We start from the raw sequence: 25,111 nt of genomic DNA on the forward strand, positions 1-25,111 counted from the left end.
GGTGTTGTCATCGGAATGCCTCGATTCGTTTTTCCTCAGATTATACCTGAATTTTTAGTTTTCAGACAGTCCCTAGTCCGAATAAAGCGCAATCCTTAAGCGACACAGACGCTAATGCTGCTTTGGCACTAGCCCAATCTAGTGATTTCGTTGCGGCGGAACCGAAACAACTTGCTGCCCCGGTGGCCCAACATGGCGATAACTTCTCAGGTGGCCAAAAACAGCGATTAGCAATTGCGCGAGCATTAGCGCGGAAACCAGAGATTCTATTGTTTGATGATTCGTTTTCCGCTTTAGATTATGCCACTGACCGCCAATTGCGAGATGACTTGGATCAACAGATGGCGACAACGACCAAAATTATCGTGGCCCAACGAATCAGTACCGTTTTAACTGCGGATCAAATCATCGTCTTAGAAGATGGCAACGTGGCCGGCCAAGGGACCCATCAAGACTTGTTGGCGCATAATGCGGTCTACCAAGCGATCGCGTACTCACAATTGTCAAAGGAGGAATTGGCGAATGGCTAAGCAAAAAAACACGACGTTAAAAACAGGATTATTAGAAAACGGGCGCGAGTATCTTGGCCCGGTAGTGATTGCGGCCATCTTCGCGATTTTAGGGAGTGTCGGTTCAATTATCGGGCCTAGTCAGTTAAGCAAGATTACGAACTTAATTACGGCCGGTTTACGAACCAATATTAATGTCACGAAAGTCTATCAAGTCGCGGTGACTTTAGCCATTATCTATGCCGTTGGGGCCTTAATGTCATACGGCCAAGGCTACATTATGGCGACGGTGACTCAGAACTTCACCCAGAAGTTGCGAACAAAAATCATTGCCAAAATCAATCAACTCCCATTACGGTATTTTGATACCCATAATGAAGGTGACACGTTGAGCCGGGTCACCAATGACTTGGACACGATGGGGCAATCGTTAAATCAAAGTTTAGGCAACTTGATTGCGTCAGTGACGTTGCTCATTGGGTGTGTGGTGATGATGTTGCTCACCAATATCACGTTGAGTGTGACCGCGATTTTATCGGTGTTGATTGGATTTGGGTTAACGATGTTGCTGATGATGCGGTCACAAAAATACTTTACTGCTCAGCAAAATCAACTCGCCGAAGTCTCAAGCTATGCTGAAGAAATCTATGCTGGCCAAGCTGTCGTGCAAACGACTAATAGTACTGCGACTGTTAAATCACACTTTAATCAACTCAATGACCAATTGTATACGGCCGTTTGGAAATCACAATTTATGTCTGGCATCATGCAGCCATTGATGAACTTTATTGGTAATTTTGGTTATGTGATGGTTTGTATCGTTGGAGCTGTCATGATGCTCAATGGGCATATCTCGATGGGGACGATCGTGGCGTTTATGATTTATGTCCGACTATTCTCACAACCATTGTCACAAATCGCCCAAGCTTTTTCGAGCTTACAAACAGCACAAGCGGCGATGCAACGAGTCTTTGGCTTCTTAGCAGAACCTGATGATACGCCGGATGTGACCACCACCCCACAATTAACTACGACGCGTGGCGCGGTAACGTTTGAACACGTCAAGTTCGGTTACAATGCCGATCAAACGATTATCAAGGACTTCTCAGTTGCCGCTAAACCGGGGCAAAAGGTCGCAATCGTTGGGCCGACTGGTTCTGGTAAGACGACTACGGTTAATTTATTGATGCGATTTTACGATGCCAATGCGGGGACCATCAAAATTGACGGCGTTGATATTCAACAAATGTCGCGTGCCGAAGTTCGACAACAATTTGACATGGTGTTGCAGGATGCTTGGTTATTTAACGATACTGTGCGCAACAACTTAATTTATAATCAGACGGGCGTGACCGATGAACAATTACAGCAAGCTTGTGAAGCGGTCGGCATTCAACATTTTATTGAGACGTTGCCCGCTGGCTTGGATACGGTACTGGATGATTCAGTTAGTTTATCAGCTGGTCAAAAGCAACTCTTAACCATCGCGCGCGCTTTAGTTCGCAACGCGCCGATGCTGATTTTGGATGAAGCGACGAGTTCCGTTGATACGCGGACTGAAGAACAATTGCAACAGGCAATGGATGTGTTGATGCAAGGGCGGACATCATTTGTGATCGCCCACCGGTTATCAACGATTAAAAACGCCGATTTGATTTTAGTTGTCAAAGACGGTGAAATCATTGAGCGTGGGAACCATGCCGACTTGATGGCTGCCGATGGTTTTTATGCGAACTTGTATAACAGTCAATTTACCGCTTAAGGTCACTTGAAGTTGTCGTATTTTTTAGCAGATCAGTGGGTGTATAATGAGTCCAATCAGTTTAGGAGGAGACACACATGAAAACGGGACTAACGGGCTTAATGATTGCCGCGGCGGTCGCTGGTGGGGTTGGGCTAGCGGCGCCGATGCCAGCCCAAGCCAAAACGTCAGCAACTAGTGAAGTGAAAATTGGGCAATGGCAGGTCCAACGTTACTTACTACATGTTCGGACGTATTATCAAACAACGAAAAAGGTGACTATTAGCGCACAATTTATGCCATCGTATGTCGAAGGCGGCGATATTAGTATGCACAAGGTGACCTTGCCGAAGGGCACGATTATTGCCGGTGAAAAGTCAGCGGTGACGAAGCACAATAAAACGACCTATCAGATGTATCTTTACCCGTCTGATTTAGGCTATAACGTTTTGAAGCCGAACTTAAGCAACGGGTACACGTCGACGCCCTCTATGCGGTCATGGTCAAAAGCGACCAGCAGTTTTAAAAAAGTGAGTCGACCAACCTATTTGCCAACGTATAGTTATGGCGATATGTATGCCGGTAGTACCGTTTCAGCCATTCAAAGCAAGCAGACCAAGCGGATCCAAATCACTTCGAATGGCTATGTTGAAGTTCATAAAAAGGTCGCCAAAGCTGAACCTGATAGCCAACTTTACCAAAAGCCAAGTGCTGCGGCTAAGATCGAACGTACCACGGTTAAGGGCAGTACCCGGTACTTGTACTTGAACAAGAAACTGAGTGGCTTTACCACGACTAAAGTGAAGCAAAACGGCAAGACGCGTTATCGCTTAGCCATGAAGAATTTGCACACGCCGATTTATATTAAGGGGCAATACGACGATGATATTCCCGGTAGTTTCTATAGTATTTATAACCTTGGTGGTCATAAGTACTTTACGTACATTGGGGATGACGATACCGACTAGCCTGACTTTTCAGGGTCATAGTCGTTAACAGTTTAACAATACCTAACAAAGAAACGCTCAGCCACGAGTTTGTGTGCTGAGCGTTTCTTTGCGCGTTGCGGTTAGTTAATGATTGCTTTTAACGGCCACACCACCAACTAATAACAATAATAGCCCTAACCAACTAAACGTGGCCGCAAAGCCAAGTTGTTCAATCAGCCAGCCAATTAGTGGAAACATTACGATCATGACGATACTAAAGGCCATACTGCTAATGCTGAGCAAGGTGGCACGTTGCGCACTAGGAATAAGCGCGTTGTAGTAATTAGACATTAGGGGTTCAATGACCGCCATTAACATATTAATGAAGAGATAGCCGCCAACGAGTAATGTGATTTGACCGATGCCAGTTAGGATCAGGGCGCCGATTAATAATCCAGTTAAGCCAACTAATAGGTTGCGTGATGACCACCGCTGCTGTAATCGTGGCGTTAACTGAACGGCACCAACATTTAACAATGCGACCGCGATTAAAATCCCTGAAATCAATGACCCATGAAAGCCATGGGTGGTCATCACAGCTTGAAAGTAGTAATAGTAAGTCGTTCCAATGGCACTAAATAAGGCGTGAAAGCCCATTAAATAAGCCAGCTTGGGTAAACGGTGTAACCAAGTAACGGCGGCTTTTAAGATCTGCCAAAGTGTTAATTGCTGGGCGTGTTTTGCATGGGCGGTTGGTTCATGTAACCCCAAAATCACCACAATGGTAAGCACTGCCAGCAACAAATAGCCCCAATAAGTTGCGGCTAAATAGCCATGAATCAACCAGCCAGCGACTAAAACACCACTAGTATCAGCTAATTCAATAATGGTATTCATATTACTCGTGACCTGTGGGTACCGCTTAGTTTGTTGACCATCGACTAAGCTTTCATAGAAGAGCGCTTCGAGCGTTCCAGATTGTAAATTATAAGCCCAGGCTTGCACGACAAAGCCGAGCGCAAACCACCAGAAACTGTGGGCAGTTAACATGATAATGGCATGGATTGCCGCCGCAATCCGGCCACTGATCAGCATAGTACGATAGCTAAAGCGGTCAGCTAAGATGCCAGATGGGACTTCTGACAAGAAGCTGGTTAGATGAAAAATACTTTCGCATAAGCCGATTTGTACGAGTGATAAGCCACGTTGCTGTAAAAAGATGACCCACAGACTGGTAATCCCAAAGTAGGCGAGCGCGGTATAGGTGTAACCCCGATGTAAGTTGCGGGTCGTGGCTTTGATAAGCATGAGTTCTCCTTAAAAATGGCCATAAAAAAGACGCCTCCAATGAGTCGCCGTTTCGGTGCCATCATGAGTTTAGTTAGCATTCAACTTGGAAAAAGGCCAGACTGCGCCCCTTGTAAGTGCAAAACGTCAATAATTGTCCGTTTTAGACTGAACCAAGCTAAAAAACTAATTGCCACGACTTTTCACCGCTCTCTAATTAAACTAATGGTAATTATATCAAAATACCATTAAAATGCAATAAAAAACGACATTGCCGATGGCATGCCGTTTTAGCGCAATTAATGTTTTAATTTTAGAATCAAGCCATAACCAACTGCACTTAAGCATAGGAGCCCAACCCCAAGCCACGTAAAACTAGCTGCAAAACCGATCCGTTCGATCAGCCAGCCGATCATTGGGAAAGAAACACTCATAATAATACTATAAAACATACTGCTGACGCTTAGTAAGGTGGCACGTTCACCACTGGGTACAAGTTCGTTATAATAACTCGACATTAACGGTGCCATCGCGGCCATCAACATATTAACGATGAAGTCGCCAATGACGAGAACCGGTAGTTGATTGACGCCAGTAATGAGCAAAACAAGGAGCAATAAAATTGCAAACGTGCGTAAAATCTTAAAAGCTGGCCAACGATGTTGCAAGTGCGGTGTTAGCTGGACACTTAAGACGTTCAGAATGGTTATCACAATTAAGATACTCGTAATCAAAGTACTTTTAAACCCATGGGCCGTCATGACCGATTGAAAATAAGAATAGTAAGCATAACCAGTGGCGGTGAAAAATGCATTAAAAAGCATTAAATAGGTCAGTTTTGGTAAGCGTCGTAAGCCAATAACGGCTGTTTTTAAAATTTGCCAAACGGTCAATTGCCGAGCGCGTTCTTGATGTTGGGTCGGTTCATGTAAAAAGATGGCGACGAGTAGGGCACTGACTGCCCCCACGAGATAAAGCTGATAGGTTAGCATCGCGTAATCATGAATCAACCAGCCAGCTAGGACTAACCCAAGCATTCCCGCAACTTTTAGCACGGTATTCATTGTACTCGTAACTTGTGGATAGCGTTTGGTTTGATCGTCATCAACGAGACTTTCATAAAGCAGTGCCTCTAACGTGCCGTTTTGTAAGTTGGCAGCCCAGCCAAGTAAGAAAAAGCCCACTGCAAACCACCAGAAACTATGGGCCGTCAACATAATTAAGGCATGGACCACGGCGGCCAAACGGCCCAAAATCAGCATGGTGCGATAACTGAAGCGGTCGGCAAGAATACCAGCGGGCACTTCAAATAAGAAGCCAGTCATGTGATAGATACTTTCACATAAGCCAATCTGTACGAGACTGAGGCCACGTTGTTGTAAAAACATCACCCACAAGCCACCAATGCCGAAATAGGCGCAAGCCGTGTATAAGTAACCTAAATGGAGGTTACGGTTGGCAATTTTTAACATCGCAAACTACTCCCTTATGACGATTGACAAACAAAAAGACGACTCTGTTGAGCCGCCTTAAGAGACGTTAATGGTATGACCTGACTGCCGTTACCCCCAAATAACGTTAGTTTATACCAGATTTTGCTCGCCAATTTCAGATGATTTTAACTTTAATTATAGCAAATTATCATAAATTGCGGCACCTTAGTTAGAAATTTTCTTTAATTAACCGGGTTAAGATTTTAATCCCCTGCTCAAAGCGCGCCGTTGATTCGTAGGAGAAGCTTAAACGAATATATTGGTTCGGCTTGAAATCATAGATACTCCCGGGATTGAAGAGGACATTTTCGGCGGTGGCTAAGTCGAACAACTTTTGAACATTAATGTTGTCGTTAAGCCGCACCCACAAGTAAAAGCCACCGGTTGGTGCTTGCCAAGTCGCAAGCCCATCCCAATATTGGTGAAGAATGGCTTGTGCGGCAGCGGCCTTTTTAGCTAAGACAGCTCGAAAATGCGCCTGATAAGTGTCATATTCCGGGTCGGCTAAGATTTCGGCTAAGACGAGTTGTGATAAGGAACTGGCGCCGTAATCAGTTTGCATCCGCACATCAGTTAAGCGGTCGATGACGGGTTGACTAGCAACGGTCCAACCAATCCGTAAACCAGGTGCCAAGGATTTTGAGATACTGCCAAAGTAAATCACGTTACCAGACTCATCACTAGCTTTTAACGGCTGCGGTGGCTGTTGGTCGAACCAGACATCTTGATAGGCGGCGTCTTCCAAGATTGGAATCCGATGTTCTTGCGCGTATTTCAAAATTTGTTGCCGGCGCTCAGCACTCATCACGATCCCGGTTGGATTATTGAATGTGGGAATCGTGTACATGATAGCATGTGAGTCGTCAGCGGGTGGGGTGATTTGCCAGTAAGCCATCCCTTGATTATCCATTGGAATCCCACTCAGATGGGTCTGCGCTGACTGAAAGACTTGTAATGATTTGACGTAAGTCGGCGCTTCCGTATAAATCGTGGCATTTTTAGGAAAGAGTGAAACGGCGACTAATTGCAAAGCTTGAACGGACCCCGCGGTAATTAAAATATTTTCTGGTTGCGTGTGAATGCCAACCTTAGTTAAATGCCGCGCGATTTGTTCACGTAATGCCAAGATCCCAGCGGGTTCACTGTAATTGAGACTAGTTAAGTTGTGACCAAGGTGGTCAAAGGCCTTTTGAAAGAGGGCGCGGGGAAATTGGTCAGGTGCGGGTTCACCAGTACTCAACCGAATCACTGCATCGGTCTCAAATTGATTGATTTTTTGAATCGCATGTGGATTGGGTCGGAATTGTCCCGCTTTGACGTATTGCGACCAATTGACATGTTCGGCCAATAAACTTGACCAGTGATTCCCCGAAACGGTCATGCCAGAACCGGGGGTACTCGTAATTAAGCCAACCGCAATCAATTCATCAAGTGCCGTGATCAAGGTACTGCGATTGACGCCGAATTGTTCGGCTAATTTGCGTTGGGCTGGGAGTTTGGCACCCATTGGCCAATCGCCACTGGCAATCGCTTGTTGAAAGTAATTGGTGATTTGTTGGTAGATCGGCGTCGTGGCGGTTTTGTCTGGTTGCCACGTGATATGTATCGTGTTCATGAACATCCCTCCAAAATGGTTGGTCATAAAAGTCGGAATTGGTTGGCTACAATGACGCTTGCTTTTATTATAATCATTTCATGAATTAAAGCCAGTAACGCTTACAGGAAATGTAACGGTAACAACTGGTTGGATAGGAGTTAGAAAATTGATGCAGGTATTTTTACAAGGATTATTATTTGGATTTGTCTATATTGCGCCAATCGGGATGTAGAACTTATTTGTGGTCTCAACCGCGATTGAGCAGCCTTTACAACGGGCCATTCGGGTCGCATTAATCGTGATTTTATTTGATACGTCGTTATCGTTGGCGTGTTTTTATGGGGTCGGTAAGCTACTTCAAAGTACGCCATGGCTTGAAATGGCAGTTCTATTGATTGGGAGTTTATTGGTCTTTTATATTGGTTGGGGCTTGTTAAGACAAAAAGAAACCGCCATGGGCACTATGGATACCAACTTCTCATATAAAGCAGCGGTTGTGACGGCCTTTTCAGTGGCTTGGCTTAATCCCCAAGCGTTGATCGATGGCTCAGTTTTACTTGCGGCATTTCGGGTGTCATTACCGGCGAACTTGACGCATTTCTTTATGATTGGTGTGATTATTGCGTCGATTATTTGGTTTATGGGGCTGACGGGTTTGATTAGCAAGTTTAAGCATTTGATGCAGCCACGAGTCTTGCTCTGGATCAATCGAGTTTGTGGTGCCATCATCATTTTATATGGCGTTAAATTACTCGCGACTTTTGTCACTAAAATCTAATTGCACTAGGCTTTGATAATCGGTATGCTAAACGTATTGGACTTTTTTAGAGGAAGGAACGATTAGCACGATGAAAATTGCCGGATTTGGCGTCGAAGCGTGGTTGAATGAATACGAGACGACCGCTACGACAGATATTAGTCAAAGCTCAATTGCTGCTTTGACACTTGGACAAGTGACGGCATTAGCCGGCGACGATGGCCAACAGTTTTACCAACACTTAAATGACATGAAGTTAAATTACGGCTGGATTGAAGGTTCACCGGAATTTAAACAACTCGTCAGTGACTTATATACGAAAGTCCCTGCTGAAAACATCTTACAAACCAATGGGGCGACGGGGGCTAACCATTTGGCGATTTATAGCTTGGTTGAACCCGGTGATCATGTGATTGCCTTATATCCCACGTATCAACAGCTTTACGATATTCCAAAATCATTAGGCGCGACCGTTGATTATTGGCACTTAAAAGAAGACCGGCAGTGGCTACCAGATATCGATGAGCTCAAACAGTTATTGCGACCAGATACGAAAATGATTTTGTTGAATAATGCCGCCAATCCAACTGGGTGTTTATTAGATGAAGCCTTCTTAAAACAAGTTGTGGCCTTAGCCCGTTCAGTCGGGGCCTATGTGGTTGTTGATGAAGTTTATGAGCCATTGGATGGGACGCCGTTTGTCTCGATTGCTGATTTGTATGATAAGGGCATCGCCACGAATAGTTTGTCGAAGACTTATTCAGCCCCTGGTGTGCGGATTGGCTGGACGGCGACTCAATCAACGGCGATTGCCGATACTTTTCGGAAGTATCGTGATTATACAATGATTTGTGGTGGTGTCTTTAATGACCAGTTGGCAGTACTGATCTTAAAGCACCGTGATGAAATTTTAGCGCGCAACCGTGAGATCGTGGCTAAAAATGCCAAAATCTACTTGGATTGGGTGGCTCAAGAACCACGGGCCAGCTTGATCGCGCCACAAGGCATTTCAGTGTCTTGTTTGAAACTAGAGATTCCAGTCGATGATGAAACCTTTTGTAAGCAACTGTTAGCTGAAACCGGGGTCTTATTGGTTCCCGGCTCACGGTTTGATATTCCTGGGCATGTCCGGCTAGGGTATTGTACGCAAACGACCACGTTGCAACGCGGCTTGCGATTATTAGGCGAATTCTTGCGCCGGTACGATGCTTAAGCGTGGACGTAATCGAATAGTTATGCAACTGAAAGTATATTTTCCGGCGGATGGCCGCGAAGATATGCTTTTTTCGCTTGGAAAGTAGTTTGCGTGATGAATATTTGCTATAATGTATTCATAATTTTAGCAAGGAGGTCGCGTCTTATGAAGAAATCAGATCGGCAAGCGGCCATTGAACAATTAATTACCCAATATCCAATTGCGACGCAAGAAGATTTAATGGCCCGGCTAAAAGCAGAAGGTATCGCTGCCACGCAAGCGACGATTTCACGGGATATTCGTGAGATGCAAATCGTTAAGTCGCCTGATGATGACGGCCATGCGCGCTACACTATTTTTAAAGCCAATAGTAAAAATGAACAAGATCGATTGTTTGAAAGTTTACATGATGTCGTCACGGGCGTTGACCGGGTCGAATTCATGAATATCATTCATACGTTGCCAAGTAATGGGAACTTACTTGCGGCAATTATTGATGATTTGAATCTCCCTGCCGTTAGTGGCACCTTAGCTGGTCATGATACGATTTTTGTCGTGAGTCCTAGTGTGGCCGTTGCCACGGAATTCCATGACTTATTATTACAACACGTTCGTTCAGAAGATGAGTTATAAGACAATCATGAAAGCCACACGCTGTCGTGTGACTTTTTTGCATTCTAAGGTGATTCACGGTATAGTTAAACTACCTAATTATCTTGTGTGAATGAAGGTGAAGTTTATGAAATATACGAAGAAGCGGACTGACCGCAAGAATCAAGCCAAACGCGATGCGACTTTTGAAAAATTTCGCAAGCAACAAAATGAATTAAACGCTAACCGGCGCGGTGTGCGGCGGAAATAATGGCTTGAGACCAACTCGTCTCAGGCTTTTTTGTTCTTTAGTTAAGTTGTTGAAGATTTCATCAAGCTTTAGCGCGGGCCTCAAGGTACAGACCATTTATGATACAATAATCAGAGTTTAACAAGTCATGGCCGGCTAGCGAATGCTTTAACGACGGGTAAAGAAAACGCGTTTTGGTCGGTTCAGAACAAGGGGAAGATTATGCATAATAACGGTTTTTGGTCCACCATCAAAGATGGGTTTCGGGTCATCGGCCATTGGTTACATCCATATTGGCAACGTTTCTGGGCGGTTGTTGGCTATCAATGGCATCGCCGCCAAATTACCCGCTGGCTGATCATTGTGATTTTATCACTCGTATTAGTCGGCAGTGCGTATTTAACGTTTGAAGCCAAAACGGCGAAGATCGGTAACTTGCAGGCGGAACTTGAAAAAACAACAGTCATTTATGATGCTAGTAATAAGAAAGCCGGGTCACTATATTCCCAAAAGGGGACGTATGTGCATTTAAGTAAGATTTCCAAGAACTTACAAAATGCGGTCATTTCGACTGAAGACCGGAATTTTTATAAAGAACATGGTTTTTCAGTCAAAGGGATTGGCCGGGCGTTCATGTTACTAGTAGTCAATAAAATCTTAGGTCGCGACTACATTAGTGGTGGTGGGAGTACGTTGACGCAACAATTGGTCAAAAATGCCTACTTAACCCAACAGCAGACCTTCTCGCGGAAGTTACGCGAAATATTCTTGTCGATTGAAACGGAAAATGTTTATTCGAAACATCAAATCTTAGCGATGTATTTGAACAATGCTTACTTTGGGCATGGGGTCTGGGGCGCTGAAGATGCGTCTGAAAAGTATTTTGGGGTCCATGCCTCACAATTGACCGTTGATCAAGCGGCGATTTTAGCTGGGATGCTGAGTTCGCCAAGTGGGTATAATCCAATTGATCATCCGAAGGCTGCTAAAGCTCGGCGCAATGTTGTATTAAATAATATGGTCAATAATAATAAATTGACGAAGAGCCAATACACGATGTATTCGCAAAAAGCGATTACGTTAAATGATAACTATCATTATTATAGTGGCTACAAGTATCCTTATTATTTTGATGCAGTTATCGACGAAGCGATTAATAAGTACGGTTTGAGTGAGTCGGATATTATGAATCGTGGGTATAAGATTTACACGTCGTTAAACCAATCAGATCAAAAAGCGATGCAGAATTCGTTTAAAAATGATAGCTTGTTCCCGGCTAATGCCAGTGATGGCACCAAAGTCCAAGGGGCCTCGATTGCCGTTGATCCATCGACGGGTGGCGTGGTCGCCGTGGTCGGTGGGCGTGGCAAACACGTCTTCCGTGGGTTTAACCGGGCAACGCAGATCAAGCGACAACCGGGGTCAACGATTAAGCCGTTAGCGGTTTATACCCCAGCGCTTGAAAATGGCTATACGTATGATTCATCATTATCTAATAAGAAACAAACTTTCGGTGCCAATAAGTACGCACCGAAAAACTACGACAATGTCTATAGTAGTTCGGTGCCAATGTATGAAGCGTTAGCCCAAAGTATGAATATTCCGGCCGTTTGGTTGTTGAATAAAGTGGGTGTCAATAAAGGCTATCAATCCGTGAAGAAGTTTGGGTTGCCAGTCACAAAATCCGATGATAACCTCGCGTTAGCTTTAGGTGGGTTGACCACCGGGGTCTCGCCACAACAAATGGCCAGTGCTTATACGGCGTTTGCTAACAATGGGAAGAAGACCACGGCGCACTACATTACGAAGATCGTCGATGCCAGTGGTAAAACGGTCGTCGATAATACCCAAACCAAGACCAAGCGCGTGATGTCTAAGGCGGTCGCTAAAGAAATGACCAGTATGATGCTGGGCGTTTACAATAGTGGGACTGGGGCTGCCGCGAAACCGTACGGCTACTCAATTGCCGGTAAGACGGGGAGTACGCAGGCGGACTACAAGACGGGTTCAGGCACCAAAGACCAATGGATGATTGGTTACACGCCAGATATCGTGGTGACGACTTGGATCGGGTTTGATACGACGAACAGTACCCATTATTTGAAGAGTTTGTCGGAAAATCAATTGTCGTCCTTATATAAGAACGAAATGGAAAATATCTTACCAAACACCAAGCAAACTAGCTTTGGCACTAAAGATGCATCGACATTAGCCAATGAAAGTTCAAGTGGCAGTTCCGACAGTAGCAGTAGCTCAGTTTGGGATGATGTTGAAAAGGGTGCCAACAAAGTTGGGAAAGCCGTTAAGAGCACGGCCAAGAATTGGTTCTCACAAGCGAAAAAATTAATTGGTAACTAATGTAACGGCTATTCAAGCCCTTACAAAAATGCTAAAATAATTAAGAACATACACTTGAGGAGGAACCCAACATGGCTGTTAATATTTACGATACTGCGAACCAATTAGAACAAGAATTACGTGGCACCAAAGAATTTAAAGAATTACAAGCGGCATACACTACCATGCAAGCTAATGAAAGTGCGTTTAACTTATTCAAGGAATTCCAAGAAATTCAAATGCAATTATCACAAAAGCAAATGAATGGCGAAGAATTAACTGACGAAGAAGTTCAAAAAGCGCATGACTTAGCTGACAAAGTTGGCAATGTCGATGAAATTAAAACCTTAATGGGCAAAGAACGCGGCTTGAACCAATTAATGAATGATTTAAACCAAATCATCACGAAGCCCGTCCAAGAATTATACCAAGGCTAATTCAGCTAAATTAAGGTCATAAAGCGGCAATGACGAAGTTTTTCGTGATTGCCGCTTTTTGTGAAGATGGAGGTTTTTGGAACATGAAGTTTATTCACGCGGCGGATTTACATTTAGACACGCCGTTTCAAGGGCTGACCACCTTGCCAACCGGTTGGCAACAACGGTTAACGACTGCGGCGTTCACTGCTTTGGATCAGCTTGTTACTTTAGCCATTGACGAACAAGTTGACTTTGTCTTGTTAGTCGGCGATTTATTTGATCAACAAGCTCAAAGTGTGCCAGCCCAAGCCGCTTTAATGGCGGCGTTGGAGCGGTTAGCAACCGCTGAGATTCCAGTCGTTTTGTCGTTTGGTAATCATGACTTTCAGCCCGACATGAGTCAATGGCATTTTCCAGCCAATGTCCATGCGTTTGGTGCGACGGTCAGTACCGTTGAAATCACGACCAAACAGCAACAACGCGTGGCAATTACCGGATTTAGCTATGATCAACGCTGGGTGACGACGCCTAAAATTAATGACTATCCATTACGATCAACGGGTGTCGATTATCAGATTGGGATGCTGCATGGCCAAGTGGGAACGAGTGGTGATCATTATGCCCCCTTTGCCGTTAGTGACTTGTTAGCCAAGCACTATGACTATTGGGCACTGGGCCATATTCATCAGCGACAAGCCTTGAACACGACACCACCAGTGATCTATCCCGGCAACATCCAAGGCCGTCATCGTGACGAAGTCGGCGCTAAAGGGTGCGAGTTGGTCACGAGTCAAGCCGACCAGTTAACCGTGACGTTCAAGTCGCTAGCGCCACTAGTATGGACTGCTTGGACACCGACGTTAACCGGGACCTTTGACCGTGAACAGTTGTTAGTGCAATTAAAAGATCAATTGCAGGCCCGGCAAGCGGCGATACCAGAACTAGTGACGCTGACGTTACCAACGACGCTAACGTTAACGGCGGCCGCTGAATTAGCGTTAACGCAAGGGGCACTGTTAGCACAATTACAAGCTGATGCCCCAGTGACAAGTTGGCCAGTCGACGTGCAGTTAGCGGCATCAACACCCAATGACCAATTGTTTGGGTTGGATGCAGCGACTTGGCAAACGGCTGGTGAACAAGTGGTGACACCGGCAGCTATCGCTGATTTAGCCAACCATTTGTTAAGCGAGCCGTTTTTAAATCAAGCCTTACTAGAAGACATGACCCCCGCGCAATGGCAACAACAAATTATGACCTTGTTACAAGATCAGTATCATTTGCAAGGTGAAGGCGGTGACAACGATGCAAATTAGGCGGATTGAAATCGCCGGTTTTGGTAAGTTCCAGCAACAAAGCTGGGACTTGTCAGCGGGTTTACAAGTTATCTATGGCGCTAACGAGAGTGGCAAGTCAACTTTGCGGGCCTTTATCTTAGGCATGTTGTTTGGGTTTCCGACCCGTCGGCATTTACTGGCGCGTTATGAGCCTAAAACGACGAGTCAGTATGGTGGTTCTTTGGATTTAGTAGTCGATGATGTCACTTATCGGTTGACCCGCTTAGGCGATCAGCCAGCGACGTTAGTAAATTTGACGACCAATGCGCCACAACCACTTAGTTTGTTAGATCATTGGTTACAGCCATACGATGAGGATCGGTATAAGCAATTATTTACATTTAATCAAGCCGAACTGACGGCGTTAAAAAACCTAAGTGCAGCGGATCTGAATACCCAACTCCAACAAATCGGGACATTAGACAGTCGGCAATGGCGCACAACTGCAACTGATTTGCGGCAAAGTGCGGATGCTATCTACAAGCCACGGGGACGTAAACCGGAGCTTAATCAGGCATTACAACGATATCAACAATTAAAAGCGCAAGTGGCGACTGCCCAGCAACGTTATCCTGACTATCAAGCCTTACAAGCAAAGCTGGCAACACTAAATGACCAACAGCTGGTGCAAGCCCGCCAGTTGGCAACGGCGACTGCCACGCAACAACAATTAGCCAATTTACGGCGGCAATGGCCAGTCTATCAGCAAATACAACAACTAAAAGCCCAGTCTGCGACTGCCATGACGGCGATAACGCCAGCAGTGCGGACCCAATATGAGCAGCTAACGACCAAACGAACCGAGCTGCGACATACGTTAGCTAGTGCGCGCGCACAATTATCAGCGCAACCAGTCGATGCGCAGTCCAAAACTAGTGTTGGTTTTTATGTGGCGCATCAAGCTGAATTTGACCAGCTAGAGCCGCAGTTACCCGCACTACAACAAGCTTTAGGACAATATCAAACGTTGACCGCGCAAGTACAGGCGGCTAAAGCCGATTATCAAGCCCAACAAGCCGCGCACCCGGAACTATTGCCATTATTAGCACCAAGTAAGCAAAGTGCGCTGGCAAACTTAAAAGCGGCCGTCATGACGACTGCCACCACGTCGCGTCAACAACAGCAACAACCGGCGGCTCAGTTAACACGTGATTGGCGGTTGATTGCGGGTGGCATTGGTGTGGTTGCAGGGGTGGTCTTGCCGCTCGGTGCGCTTAAATGGGTCTTAATTCTAGCTGGTTTAGGCTTACTGGGCTGGTTTGGCTGGGAGCAACTGGCTGGTGGCACTACGGCGGCAACTGACCAAACGTTAGCACCATTATTGACGGCAGTCGGGTTCAGTCCTGACTTGGATCAAGCCACGATTTTACAACGATTAGAACAAGTGGCTGCTTTGCAACGGGCTCAACAGACGGTGACGACTGCTGAACAACAAGTTGCTGCCCAAGCGGCCACGGTTTGGCAACAATTGCAGGTGTATCAATTTGCCAATGACTGGCTGAACCTAACTGAAGGTGACCTGCTTGGTAGCGGCCAACGCGTGACGGCCTTTTACACCCAAGTTCATCAAGCCATGCAGACACAAACGTTAGCGTCTTCAGACTTTGCATATGTGCAACGGCAAGTCCAACAATTGACGCAACAATTACAAACGACGACTGACCAGCTGCAACAATTAGCGGCGAGTCAAGGATTAGCTGATATTGACGCATTAGCGACGGCTTTGGCGCAGCAAACTGATCAAGCCGCGGCGCAAGCAACTATCGCACAGCTAAGTCAACGTTTAACGGCTGATGAACAACAGGCACTCGCTCAATATGCGACCGTCGATGACTTACAAGCTGCCATTCAAACCAATCGTGATCAAGTGACCCAATTGCAACAAGCGGCTACGCAACAAGCCCAAGCATTAGCGGCGACACAGACGACTTTACAAGCGATGACGACTGATGGTCGCTACACTGAATTACGGCAACAACAAGCGAATGCGCAAACTGAATTAACGGTGTTAGCGCGCCAATGGGTCACGCGGCAATTAGGGGCCACCTGGATTGATCAGACGTTAGCCCAATTGACCAATCAACAATTACCAGCGATTTTGACCGTGGCTAGTGCGAATTTCGCACAACTGACCGGCCAGCGGTATAATGAGATTAAGTTAAATCAGAACGACTTAACCGTTCAGATGGTCGCTGGGCCACAATTCTCAGTGGGCGAGCTATCGACGGCGACCCGTGAGCAATTATACTTAGCATTGCGGTTAGCGTTGATCGCCAAACTCGGCGACCGCGCGCAATTGCCGTTAATGATCGATGATGGGTTAGTCAACTTTGATACCACGCGCCGAGCACAAGCTTGGCAATTACTAAGTCAAGTCGCGACGCACCATCAATTGCTATACTTTACCAATGAACCAGCTGCGTTGACCGATTTACCGGCCGCAGCAATCCATCATTTAGCCTAGGGGGGCATACGATGACGAAAAAATTATTTGATTATCAAGTAGATGAACCGGTTGAAGGGTTTTTCCTATTAAAGGATGCTGAAGTGCGGATTGCTAAAAATGGCAAAAAGTTTTTAGCGATTAATTTCCAAGATACGTCTGGAGAAATTTCTGGCAAGTTTTGGGACGCGAGTGACCAAGATGTCGAACAGTTTCAAGCCGGTCGCATTGTTCACTTAAAAGGTAAACGTGAAAATTACCAAGGTAATCCACAAATCAAGATTTTCCAAATGCGACTAACCCGGGCCGGTGAGCCCCAAGAAGTCCAACAATTTGTGGAACATGCCCCAATGAATACCAGTTCAATGGAAGAAGAACTAAACAATTTTGTCTTCGAAATTACTGAACCGAATTGGAATCGCATCGTGCGCCACTTGCTAACACAATTCCACGATGCGTTCTTCAGTTATCCAGCAGCTAAGAAGAACCACCATGCGTTTGCTGGTGGCTTGGCTTATCACACATTGTCGATTTTGCGGTTGGCCAAATCAGTCGCTGATGAATACCCACATGTTAATCGCGCCTTATTATATGCCGGTGCGATTTTACATGATATGGGGAAGACGATTGAAATGTCGGGTCCGGTATCGACGACGTATACGTTAGCCGGTAACTTAGTCGGGCACATTGTCTTGATCGATGAACAAATCGTGAAAGCTTGCCAACAATTGAAAATTGATGACCAAGCAGAATCAGTGTTAGTTTTACGGCATATGATTTTGGCTCATCATGGGTTATTAGAGTATGGGTCACCAGTCCGACCACATATTATGGAAGCTGAAATCTTGCATGATTTAGACGAATTAGATGCGTCGATTCAAATGATGCAAACGTCGATTGCCCATGCGGAACCAGGCACTTATACTGAACGCATCTTTGCGATGGATGGCCGCAACTTCTACCGGCCAGAACATGACAGTACGAAAGCAGATTTACCAAAACCAGAAGCGTAAACAATTATGGATTGCACTAGGCGCACTTAGCATCATGCTGAGCGCGCCTTTTAAGTGTGGTTATTGATGGGCAAACTTTCTTCATAAAACGGTCTTAAATCGACTATATGTATCCGTTATCATTAGCTATATAGTATTGTAACGATAATCATGTGAAAGGGGTATTTATGAAAACGACTACGTTAAGCGCGGCTGACTTAACGCCTAAGACTGGTTTAAGACCAGCCCAAGCTATAGAACAATTAGAAAAATTTGGACCCAATGAGTTGGTGGCCAAGCGTCCACCGACGATTTGGCGCAAGATTTGGCAACATTTGAGTGATGTCTCCTCGTTAGTTTTATTATTTGCGGTGGGGCTGGCAAGCTATATGGCACTTCAAAATGGGGGCTGGCTCAAGCCAATCGTTATTGGCAGTATTTTGGTCATCAATGTTGTGATTGGCCTGTATCAGGAGGCTTCGGCGGAAAAATCGTTAGCGGCTTTAAAATCAATGAGCTTACCAACCGCTAAAGTCAGACGGAATGATGTGATCCAAACGCTGGCTGTTGAAAAACTCGTGCCGGGAGATTTAGTTTATTTAAAAGCTGGTGACCAGCTGCCCGCCGATGGTGTCGTGTTGTCGGCGACTGATTTAAGTGTCGATGAAGCGGTACTGACTGGTGAAAGTGTTCCCATTGAAAAGACGATTTATCAAGTTGGCGATGTGGCAAAAAAGACGCAACAAGTTTTCGCCGGCACGGCGGTCACTGCTGGGACCGCGGTGATTCAACTGACCGCAACCGGGATGCAGACTGAGATTGGTCAGATTGCGGGGTTGTTAAATCGGACCAAACAACGGATGACGCCATTACAAGGCCGCTTAAATCGACTATCGAGCTGGCTGAGTGTTGTTGCAATTATTGGTGGGTTAGTCATCTTTGGCCTCAGCTTAGGCTTACAAAATCAAGGCTTAGCAGCCAGTCTTATGATTGGTATCTCCTTAGCCGTAGCCGCGGTACCTGAAACGCTACCCATTATTGTGACGATTAGTTTAGCCCATGGGGTTCGGAAGATGGCGGACCAAAATGCTATCATGCGTCGAGTGAGTGCCGTTGAGACGATTGGGAATGTCGATGTGATTGCTTCAGATAAGACTGGGACGTTAACCCAAAATAAAATGACGATTACGCGCTATTGGACACCTAAGACCGGGATCCAAGCCGTGAACAGTCAACTGCCCCAAGCTGGGCAGCAGTTAATGCAAGCACTGGGGCTTGCAACTAATGCGGAGATCAAATTAGTTGATCAAAAGGAACAAACTTTTGGTGATGCCACTGAGCTGGCAATTGTCCGGTGGCTGATGCAACATGACACTAGTCGGGCAACCTTTGAACAAACCTATCCACGTGTTGCTGAAGATGCGTTTGATTCAAAGAAAAAAATGATGACGACGGTGCATCGCCTAAATGACACGCAACAATTAGTCTTAGTCAAAGGGGCACTTGACCGCTTACCATTGAAAGCAACAGTCAGTGCTGCCGCACAACAAGCGCATGATCAGTTCGGTGAGTCAGCATTACGTGTTTTGGCGATTGGCTACAAAATCATGCCGACGGTCAGTGATCCGAGTGCCGATTGGGCGGCAATCAATCGTGATTTAACCTTAGTCGGGTTAGTCGGGCTAATTGATCCACCACGACCAGAAGTGATGGCAGCCATTACAGAAGCCAAGCAGGCTGGGATTAAGCCGGTGATGATTACTGGAGACCATTTGGTGACGGCAACTGCAATTGCTAAAGAAATCGGGATTTTAACGTCCGGGCAACGCGCGTTATCTGGTGAACAATTACAACAGTTGAGTGATGCGGAACTAGAAGCTGAAGTACCTAATATTGCGGTCTATGCGCGGGTCTCCCCACAAGATAAACTCCGCATCGTCTCGGCTTGGCAAGCACAAGGAGCCACTGTCGCCATGACTGGGGACGGTGTCAATGATGCGCCAGCATTGAAAGCCGCTGATGTTGGGATTGCCATGGGAATTACGGGGACCGAGGTCGCAAAAGGTGCTGCCGATATGGTCTTAACGGATGATAATTTTGCAACGATTATTGCGGCTGTTAAATCAGGACGGACCGTCTATCAAAATGTTTTAAAAGCGGTTGAATTTTTAGTTGGGGTTAACTTTGCCCAAATCTTCTTAATGGTCGGTGCAGTCTTATTTGGCTGGGGGGCACCGTTATTGGCGGAGCAACTCTTGATCATCAACGTTTTAGCTGATGGGATTCCTGGGTTTTACCTTAGTCGTGAACCTGGTGAACCAACTGTGATGCAGGCGACGCCGGTAAAAAGTCACGAAAGTATTTTAGGCCGTGGTTTAGGCCAACGACTGGGGCTGCGAGCAGTGACTTTTACAGGCTTAACTTTAGGGGTCTATGCAATTGGTCGCTTTGTATTGACTGACAATCAAGCAACAGTCGGGATGACGATGGTCTTCTTAGTCTTAGCCATTGGGTCGATGATCGATATTTATGCGATCAAGGATCGCCAACCGTTGACGTTAATGAGTTTTAAGCGAAATCAGCAGCTGAATCGGGCCTTGATTGCTGAAATCGTTGTCATCTTAGCGTTAGCAAGTATCCCAATGTTACAAGGGTTGTTGGGCTTGACGACCTTACCACTAGTCGGTTGGCTCGTGGTAATCGTAGGGATTTGCTTGCCAACAATCGTATTAGAACTGAATAAACGTTGGCAAGCTAGCCGAGCGGATAGTGGCCTTACCGAAGTTATTAATTAGCACTTGGATGGGCACTTCCTTGTCGCTGCCGGCCAGCAGTAATGCCGTTTGGCCTACAGTTAAACTGGGTAAATCAGTCAAATCAGGATCTGAAAATCTGTCACTCGAAAAAGTGACGGATTTTTTTGTATGCTTTGCAAATGATCGGTCTAATTAAGCAATATGATCCCAACAGTCGGTTAGCAATTAGGATCGTACTGCAGTTGGTCCGATACAAGCCCCCTTGTTAACTGGAGAGCGGGGGGCTTTTGTGCCGAGCATTCCCGCAATGGCTGCAGTTTAAGCGCAAAAAAAGAAACCAGCCAATTGGCTAGTTTCTTTAACGTGCCTAATGATTAGTTAGAGCTTGATGATGAAGATGATGAGGTTGACAAGTATGAAGACAAGATGTTCTTCAAGTCGTTATCCTTGATCTTAACATTCCCACTCTTAAGCACTTTGGCAACCACGTTATGCAAGACAGTTGAGTCACTCATATCGTTGTCCCAAATTTGTTTCTTCAAATCAGCGGTGTGATCAGACATCTTACCCTTACCAGGGTTCTTGATCATCCGGATGATTTCGTAACCACTTGAAGTCTTAACTGCAGAAGTGGTGTATTCGCCGTTCTTCAACTTGAAGGCAGCGGTTAAGAATTTAGAAGAATAGCTGGTATTCGTGTTATCAAAGGCTGATAATTTACCGCCATTGCTCTTGGAGTTTGAATCCGTTGAGTACTTCTTAGCTAACTTAGTGAAGTTTGATTCGCTAGAATCCTTCTTCAAAGCTTTAAGTACAGTTTCAGCGGTTGACTTCTTAGCAACTAAGATATGTTGAACCGTCACTTTAGGTTCGTATGACTTCCATTGCTTCTTCAAAGCAGCGTTAGTAATGGTAGCCTTATCTTTAACAGCTTCCTTTAACAATAAGTTAGAACGGATTTGTTCCTTGAATGTAGTCGCAGTTAACCCATTTTGTGACAATACAGTTGAGAATGAACTCCCGTATTGTGACTTGTAGGTGTTATATTGCTTCGTAACGGCCTTCTTGGAAACCTTTGAACCGTAGTCTTTTTCAAGCACTTTGTTCAAGATCATTTGTTGTAAGACTTGCTTACCTGATGAAGTGCCCTTCATACTACTGTAATATTGACTTTCAGTGATTTTACCACCGTTAGTCGATGCAACTGTCTTGCTACCACAGCCGGCAAGGGTAAAGGTTAACAATACACCGGCGAGTGCGATAAGCCATTTTTTCATTCCTGTAACACATCCTATTCCTAAAATAGTTCTGCTCTAGCAGACTTACCAGACTACTATAACATAAGTTAACGGGGTTCTGCAGGGTGTTGGAAATCTTTACAAAATTTTCAGATAATTCACACGGTCTTCACAAAGTTTAGCGTAGAACTAATAGCAACATAAACTAATCCGGTTCGTTTATTAACTGATAAAAAATCGTTAAGCTAATGACTAGCTTAGCGATTCAATTGATTATGCTTTCGGTGTCATCCCATCGAGGGTCTGTTGTAAATGATCAGCGTGTTTTTGAATGATGGCCAAATGTGGTTCTAACTTAAACTGAAACTTATCGACTTCAGTTTGAATGTCGTCGACCACTTTAGCAGCCTTGACCATTTGAACACTCAAATCACTTTGAGCGTCGCTGAATTCTTCACGTGCGGATTGTAAATCATCAGCTGCGTCTAAAACGTCTTGGACGTAGCTTTTGGCATCCAGATACATGGTCTTAGGCGTTTTACGATTAATAATCATATACGCTGCAGCACTCAAGCCAAGGCCAATCATCGTGTTACGAATAAACTTTGCCATAATGACCCCCTAATCAGCCAAATGAGCTTTGATGGCGTTTTGTAACTTCGTGTAGTCGGTTTCGTCATAGTTCTTAGCGTTGTCCTTGAAAATCATCCGGAAGTCATCCTTATCACTATAACGTGGAATCAAGTGGAAATGTGAGTGGAAGACGGATTGATAAGCCACGGCACCATTGTTATTAACCACGTTCATACCGATGATGCGGTCATCAGATGCTTTAACGGCGCGGGCAATTTTAGGGATGCGGGCAAAAACTAAGCTGGCTAAGTCGGCATCATATGCGAATATGTCCGGCACGTGCGTCTTAGGAATCACGAGCGTATGACCAGGGGTGCCTTGGGAAATATCTAAAAAGGCTTTAACCATGTCATCTTCATAAATGGTATAGCTCGGAATATCACCCTTAATAATTTTGCAGAAAATGCAATCGTCATCGAATTTCGGTTCAAAAGCTGTCATATGATAACCTTCTTTTCTCAAATTTAGTTCTATTATACACTACCGCTTTTAAAAATGAGGGCGCTTTAGTTAGTTGACCAACCATGGTCTGGTTTCTGTGGCGCAAACGCGCGGGCCGTAGTCGGCTATGCTATAATTATTGCAATCATTCAAAAAAAGAAAGAGGTTAGATTTATGGCATTAGCAGTGAGCCATTTAGTTGGTGGCTATTCCCAGATTCCGGTTTTAAAGGATATTAGTTTTCAAGTCGAACCCGGCGAATTAGTCGGGCTGATTGGGCTAAACGGGGCCGGTAAATCCACCACGATTAACCACATCATTGGATTATTGACGCCAATGAAAGGCACGATTACGTTAAATGGGGTGACGATTGCGAGTGATGCGCAACAATATAAACAACAACTCGCCTACATTCCTGAAACGCCAATTTTATATGAAGAATTAACTTTAAAAGAACATTTAGAAATGACGATGTTAGCCTATGGTTTAGACCAAACGACAGCTTGGGAACGGGCGCATGACTTACTAAAAATTTTCCGATTAGATAACAAGCTAGACTGGTTCCCAGCGAACTTTTCTAAAGGGATGAAACAAAAAGTCATGATCGTCTGTGCTTTTTTAACGGACGCGAAGTTGTTCATTATCGATGAACCTTTCTTAGGGTTAGATCCGTTGGCTGTCCATGACTTGTTACAGTTGATCAGTGATGTCAAATCACGTGGTGCCGCAGTTTTGATGTCGACCCACGTCTTAGATACCGCTGAAAAGTTCTGTGATCGCTTTGTCTTGCTCCATGCGGGTGAGATTCAAACGCAAGGGACCTTCAATGAAATCAAGGCCCAATATCCAGATGCAGGTGATTCGTTGAACGATATTTACTTATCATTGACTGGGGTGACCCGCGATGAATGAGTTGTACCAGCAACGTTTACAACGACATTTACGGCAAATGCTTCACTATTTACGACTCGTCTTTAATGATCACTTTGTCATTGCGTTGATGTTTTTTGTCGGTGGGTTAGGGTTAGCTTATTCCAACTGGTTAAAAACAATTTCAACAAAAGATACTTGGATTGTTGTCGTGGTCGGTTTGTTCTTATGGTTGGGCTTACGTGTCAGCCGGATTGCCACGTTAATTGAACCAGCCGATACCGTTTTTTTATTGCCACGTGAACATGACTTACACCAATATTTCACGCGTGCTTGGCACTATAGTTGGTGGTTAGCACTGCCAGTGCAAGTCATCTTGGTCGGGTTAGTCGCGCCATTATTGATGTTGGTTGATTCACTTAGTGGGGTGAGTTTGTTGGCGCTACTGATTATGCAGGTCGCGTTAAAAGACAGTGACTTAACGTTACGGGTCACTGACTTGTATCAAGTCACACGCAGCCAACGCCGGGGCGTTCAGTGGCTTAATCTGCTTGTATCTCTAGCGATTATCGCACTAGCTTTAGCGGTCAATCCATGGCTAGGGGCTGGTTTGGCACTGGTTTTAGCGGCTGGTCAACGGTGGTGGCATGCCCAAATTTGGTCAAAAACAGTGGTGGCCTGGAAGGCTGATGTGGCCAGTGAAGCCAACCGGATGCTCGGCATTTACCGCTTCTTTAATTTATTCACCGATGTGCCAATGGTACAGGGGAGCGTCAAACGACGGAAGTATTTGGATTGGTTATTGAAATGGGCACCGCGTGATCAACAACATGCCTTTGGGTACTTATTTACCCGCGGGATGTTGCGTGGCACTGAATTTAGTGGCTTAGTGACGCGCCTAACGATTATTGGCGCAATCTTGCTCTACTTCAGCGGTCACGGCTGGTTATCAATTGCGCTCGATGTGATTTTTATCTATTTAATTGGGTTTCAATTGTTGCCGTTTTACAAGCGATACGATAATATAGTTTTTACGCACATTTATCCGTTGGCGGCGCCGTTGAAGCTTAAAAACTTCCAACGGTTGCTGACAATCATCTTAAGTACGACCGGCATTATCTTTTTAATTGCCTTTTGGCTAACTAACGCATCGTTAGGTCAAGTCGGTCTTTTGCTAGTCATTAACGTGGTTGAAATCTATCTCTTAGTTGCTTGGTATGCCAAGTTACGACTAGGGTAAATCCCACGGCGCCCAACGGTTAAAAAGGACTTGACGTAGTCGCCATAGGTCTATAA

At 45.2% G+C, this 25,111-nt stretch carries 19 protein-coding genes and 2 pseudogenes; 15 read left to right on the plus strand and 6 right to left on the minus strand.

Annotation, left to right across the window (positions count from 1 at the left end; genetic code table 11):
• Positions 1-95 precede the first annotated feature (95 nt).
• The 3 genes and pseudogenes from FFM75_RS09765 to FFM75_RS09775 all read left to right on the plus strand — a co-directional run.
• Positions 96-530 (plus strand): annotated as a pseudogene (locus FFM75_RS09765) (ATP-binding cassette domain-containing protein); the annotation flags it as partial.
• The gene (locus tag FFM75_RS09770) at positions 523-2,271 is read left to right on the plus strand and encodes an ABC transporter ATP-binding protein (RefSeq protein WP_137628993.1); all 1,749 of its coding nucleotides are present in this window, start codon (positions 523-525) and stop codon (positions 2,269-2,271) included. The pseudogene FFM75_RS09765 and the gene FFM75_RS09770, both read left to right, overlap by 8 nt.
• Positions 2,272-2,348: 77 nt before the next feature.
• Positions 2,349-3,218 (plus strand): hypothetical protein, encoded by an 870-nt coding sequence (locus FFM75_RS09775; RefSeq protein ID WP_137628994.1) that lies wholly within the window; start codon positions 2,349-2,351, stop codon positions 3,216-3,218.
• 105 nt (positions 3,219-3,323) lie between these two features.
• Here FFM75_RS09775 and FFM75_RS09780 read toward each other — a convergent pair whose 3' ends face one another.
• From FFM75_RS09780 to FFM75_RS09790, 3 genes are all read right to left on the minus strand, one after another.
• On the minus strand, positions 3,324-4,487 hold the full coding sequence (locus FFM75_RS09780; RefSeq protein ID WP_137628995.1) for an MFS transporter: 1,164 nt from the start codon (positions 4,485-4,487) through the stop codon (positions 3,324-3,326).
• Between the two features lie 278 nt (positions 4,488-4,765).
• Entirely contained in the window at positions 4,766-5,938 is a 1,173-nt protein-coding gene (locus tag FFM75_RS09785) for an MFS transporter (RefSeq protein WP_137628996.1), read from the minus strand.
• A 190-nt stretch (positions 5,939-6,128) separates the two neighbouring features.
• Positions 6,129-7,574 carry an aminotransferase-like domain-containing protein gene (locus tag FFM75_RS09790; protein WP_137628997.1) on the minus strand — a complete coding sequence of 482 codons (1,446 nt, stop codon included), beginning with the start codon at positions 7,572-7,574 and terminating at the stop codon, positions 6,129-6,131.
• 151 nt (positions 7,575-7,725) lie between these two features.
• Here FFM75_RS09790 and FFM75_RS09795 point away from each other — a divergent pair.
• The 10 genes and pseudogenes from FFM75_RS09795 to FFM75_RS09840 all read left to right on the plus strand — a co-directional run bounded on the left by FFM75_RS09795 (position 7,726) and on the right by FFM75_RS09840 (position 20,672).
• Positions 7,726-8,334 (plus strand): annotated as a pseudogene (locus FFM75_RS09795) (LysE/ArgO family amino acid transporter).
• A gap of 70 nt (positions 8,335-8,404) precedes the next feature.
• A complete protein-coding gene (locus FFM75_RS09800) occupies positions 8,405-9,526 on the plus strand; it encodes an aminotransferase (RefSeq protein ID WP_137628998.1) in 1,122 nt (373 codons plus the stop codon).
• Between the two features lie 147 nt (positions 9,527-9,673).
• Entirely contained in the window at positions 9,674-10,141 is a 468-nt protein-coding gene (locus FFM75_RS09805) for an arginine repressor (protein WP_137628999.1), read from the plus strand.
• Between the two features lie 106 nt (positions 10,142-10,247).
• A complete protein-coding gene (locus FFM75_RS14150; protein WP_137629000.1) occupies positions 10,248-10,370 on the plus strand; it encodes a hypothetical protein in 123 nt (40 codons plus the stop codon).
• Between the two features lie 201 nt (positions 10,371-10,571).
• Entirely contained in the window at positions 10,572-12,707 is a 2,136-nt protein-coding gene (locus tag FFM75_RS09815; protein WP_137629001.1) for a PBP1A family penicillin-binding protein, read from the plus strand.
• A gap of 71 nt (positions 12,708-12,778) precedes the next feature.
• Positions 12,779-13,123: a YlbF/YmcA family competence regulator gene (locus tag FFM75_RS09820; protein WP_137629002.1), complete on the plus strand. Its 345-nt coding sequence runs from the start codon at positions 12,779-12,781 to the stop codon at positions 13,121-13,123.
• Positions 13,124-13,206: 83 nt separating this feature from the next.
• Positions 13,207-14,421 (plus strand): metallophosphoesterase family protein, encoded by a 1,215-nt coding sequence (locus FFM75_RS09825; RefSeq protein WP_137629003.1) that lies wholly within the window; start codon positions 13,207-13,209, stop codon positions 14,419-14,421.
• Positions 14,411-16,906 (plus strand): ATP-binding protein, encoded by a 2,496-nt coding sequence (locus tag FFM75_RS09830; RefSeq protein WP_137629004.1) that lies wholly within the window; start codon positions 14,411-14,413, stop codon positions 16,904-16,906. Before FFM75_RS09825 ends, FFM75_RS09830 begins: the two co-directional genes overlap by 11 nt.
• Positions 16,907-16,917: 11 nt before the next feature.
• Complete coding sequence (locus FFM75_RS09835; protein WP_137629005.1) at positions 16,918-17,898, plus strand: 3'-5' exoribonuclease YhaM family protein; 981 nt, start codon at positions 16,918-16,920, stop codon at positions 17,896-17,898.
• A gap of 167 nt (positions 17,899-18,065) precedes the next feature.
• Positions 18,066-20,672 (plus strand): cation-translocating P-type ATPase, encoded by a 2,607-nt coding sequence (locus FFM75_RS09840; protein ID WP_137629006.1) that lies wholly within the window; start codon positions 18,066-18,068, stop codon positions 20,670-20,672.
• Between the two features lie 335 nt (positions 20,673-21,007).
• On the opposite strand, the gene FFM75_RS09845 is transcribed toward FFM75_RS09840, so the two are convergent.
• The 3 genes from FFM75_RS09845 to FFM75_RS09855 all read right to left on the minus strand — a co-directional run bounded on the left by FFM75_RS09845 (position 21,008) and on the right by FFM75_RS09855 (position 22,945).
• Positions 21,008-21,910 (minus strand): peptidylprolyl isomerase PrsA, encoded by a 903-nt coding sequence (locus tag FFM75_RS09845; RefSeq protein ID WP_137629007.1) that lies wholly within the window; start codon positions 21,908-21,910, stop codon positions 21,008-21,010.
• A gap of 234 nt (positions 21,911-22,144) precedes the next feature.
• A complete protein-coding gene (locus FFM75_RS09850) occupies positions 22,145-22,483 on the minus strand; it encodes a hypothetical protein (RefSeq protein WP_137629008.1) in 339 nt (112 codons plus the stop codon).
• Positions 22,484-22,492: 9 nt separating this feature from the next.
• Positions 22,493-22,945, minus strand: a complete 453-nt coding sequence (locus FFM75_RS09855) for an HIT family protein (RefSeq protein ID WP_137629009.1) — start codon at positions 22,943-22,945, stop codon at positions 22,493-22,495.
• Positions 22,946-23,119: 174 nt separating this feature from the next.
• On the opposite strand from FFM75_RS09855, the gene FFM75_RS09860 reads away from it, so the two are divergent.
• Together FFM75_RS09860 and FFM75_RS09865 are read left to right on the plus strand one after the other, a co-directional pair.
• Positions 23,120-23,857: an ABC transporter ATP-binding protein gene (locus FFM75_RS09860; RefSeq protein WP_137629010.1), complete on the plus strand. Its 738-nt coding sequence runs from the start codon at positions 23,120-23,122 to the stop codon at positions 23,855-23,857.
• On the plus strand, positions 23,850-25,055 hold the full coding sequence (locus FFM75_RS09865) for an ABC transporter permease (protein WP_137629011.1): 1,206 nt from the start codon (positions 23,850-23,852) through the stop codon (positions 25,053-25,055). The genes FFM75_RS09860 and FFM75_RS09865 overlap by 8 nt, the downstream gene beginning before the upstream one ends.
• The last annotated feature ends 56 nt before the right edge of the window (positions 25,056-25,111 follow it).

The organism is Lactiplantibacillus daowaiensis (genome assembly GCF_005405085.1).
In the GTDB taxonomy this organism is placed as follows: Bacteria; Bacillota; Bacilli; order Lactobacillales; family Lactobacillaceae; genus Lactiplantibacillus; species Lactiplantibacillus daowaiensis.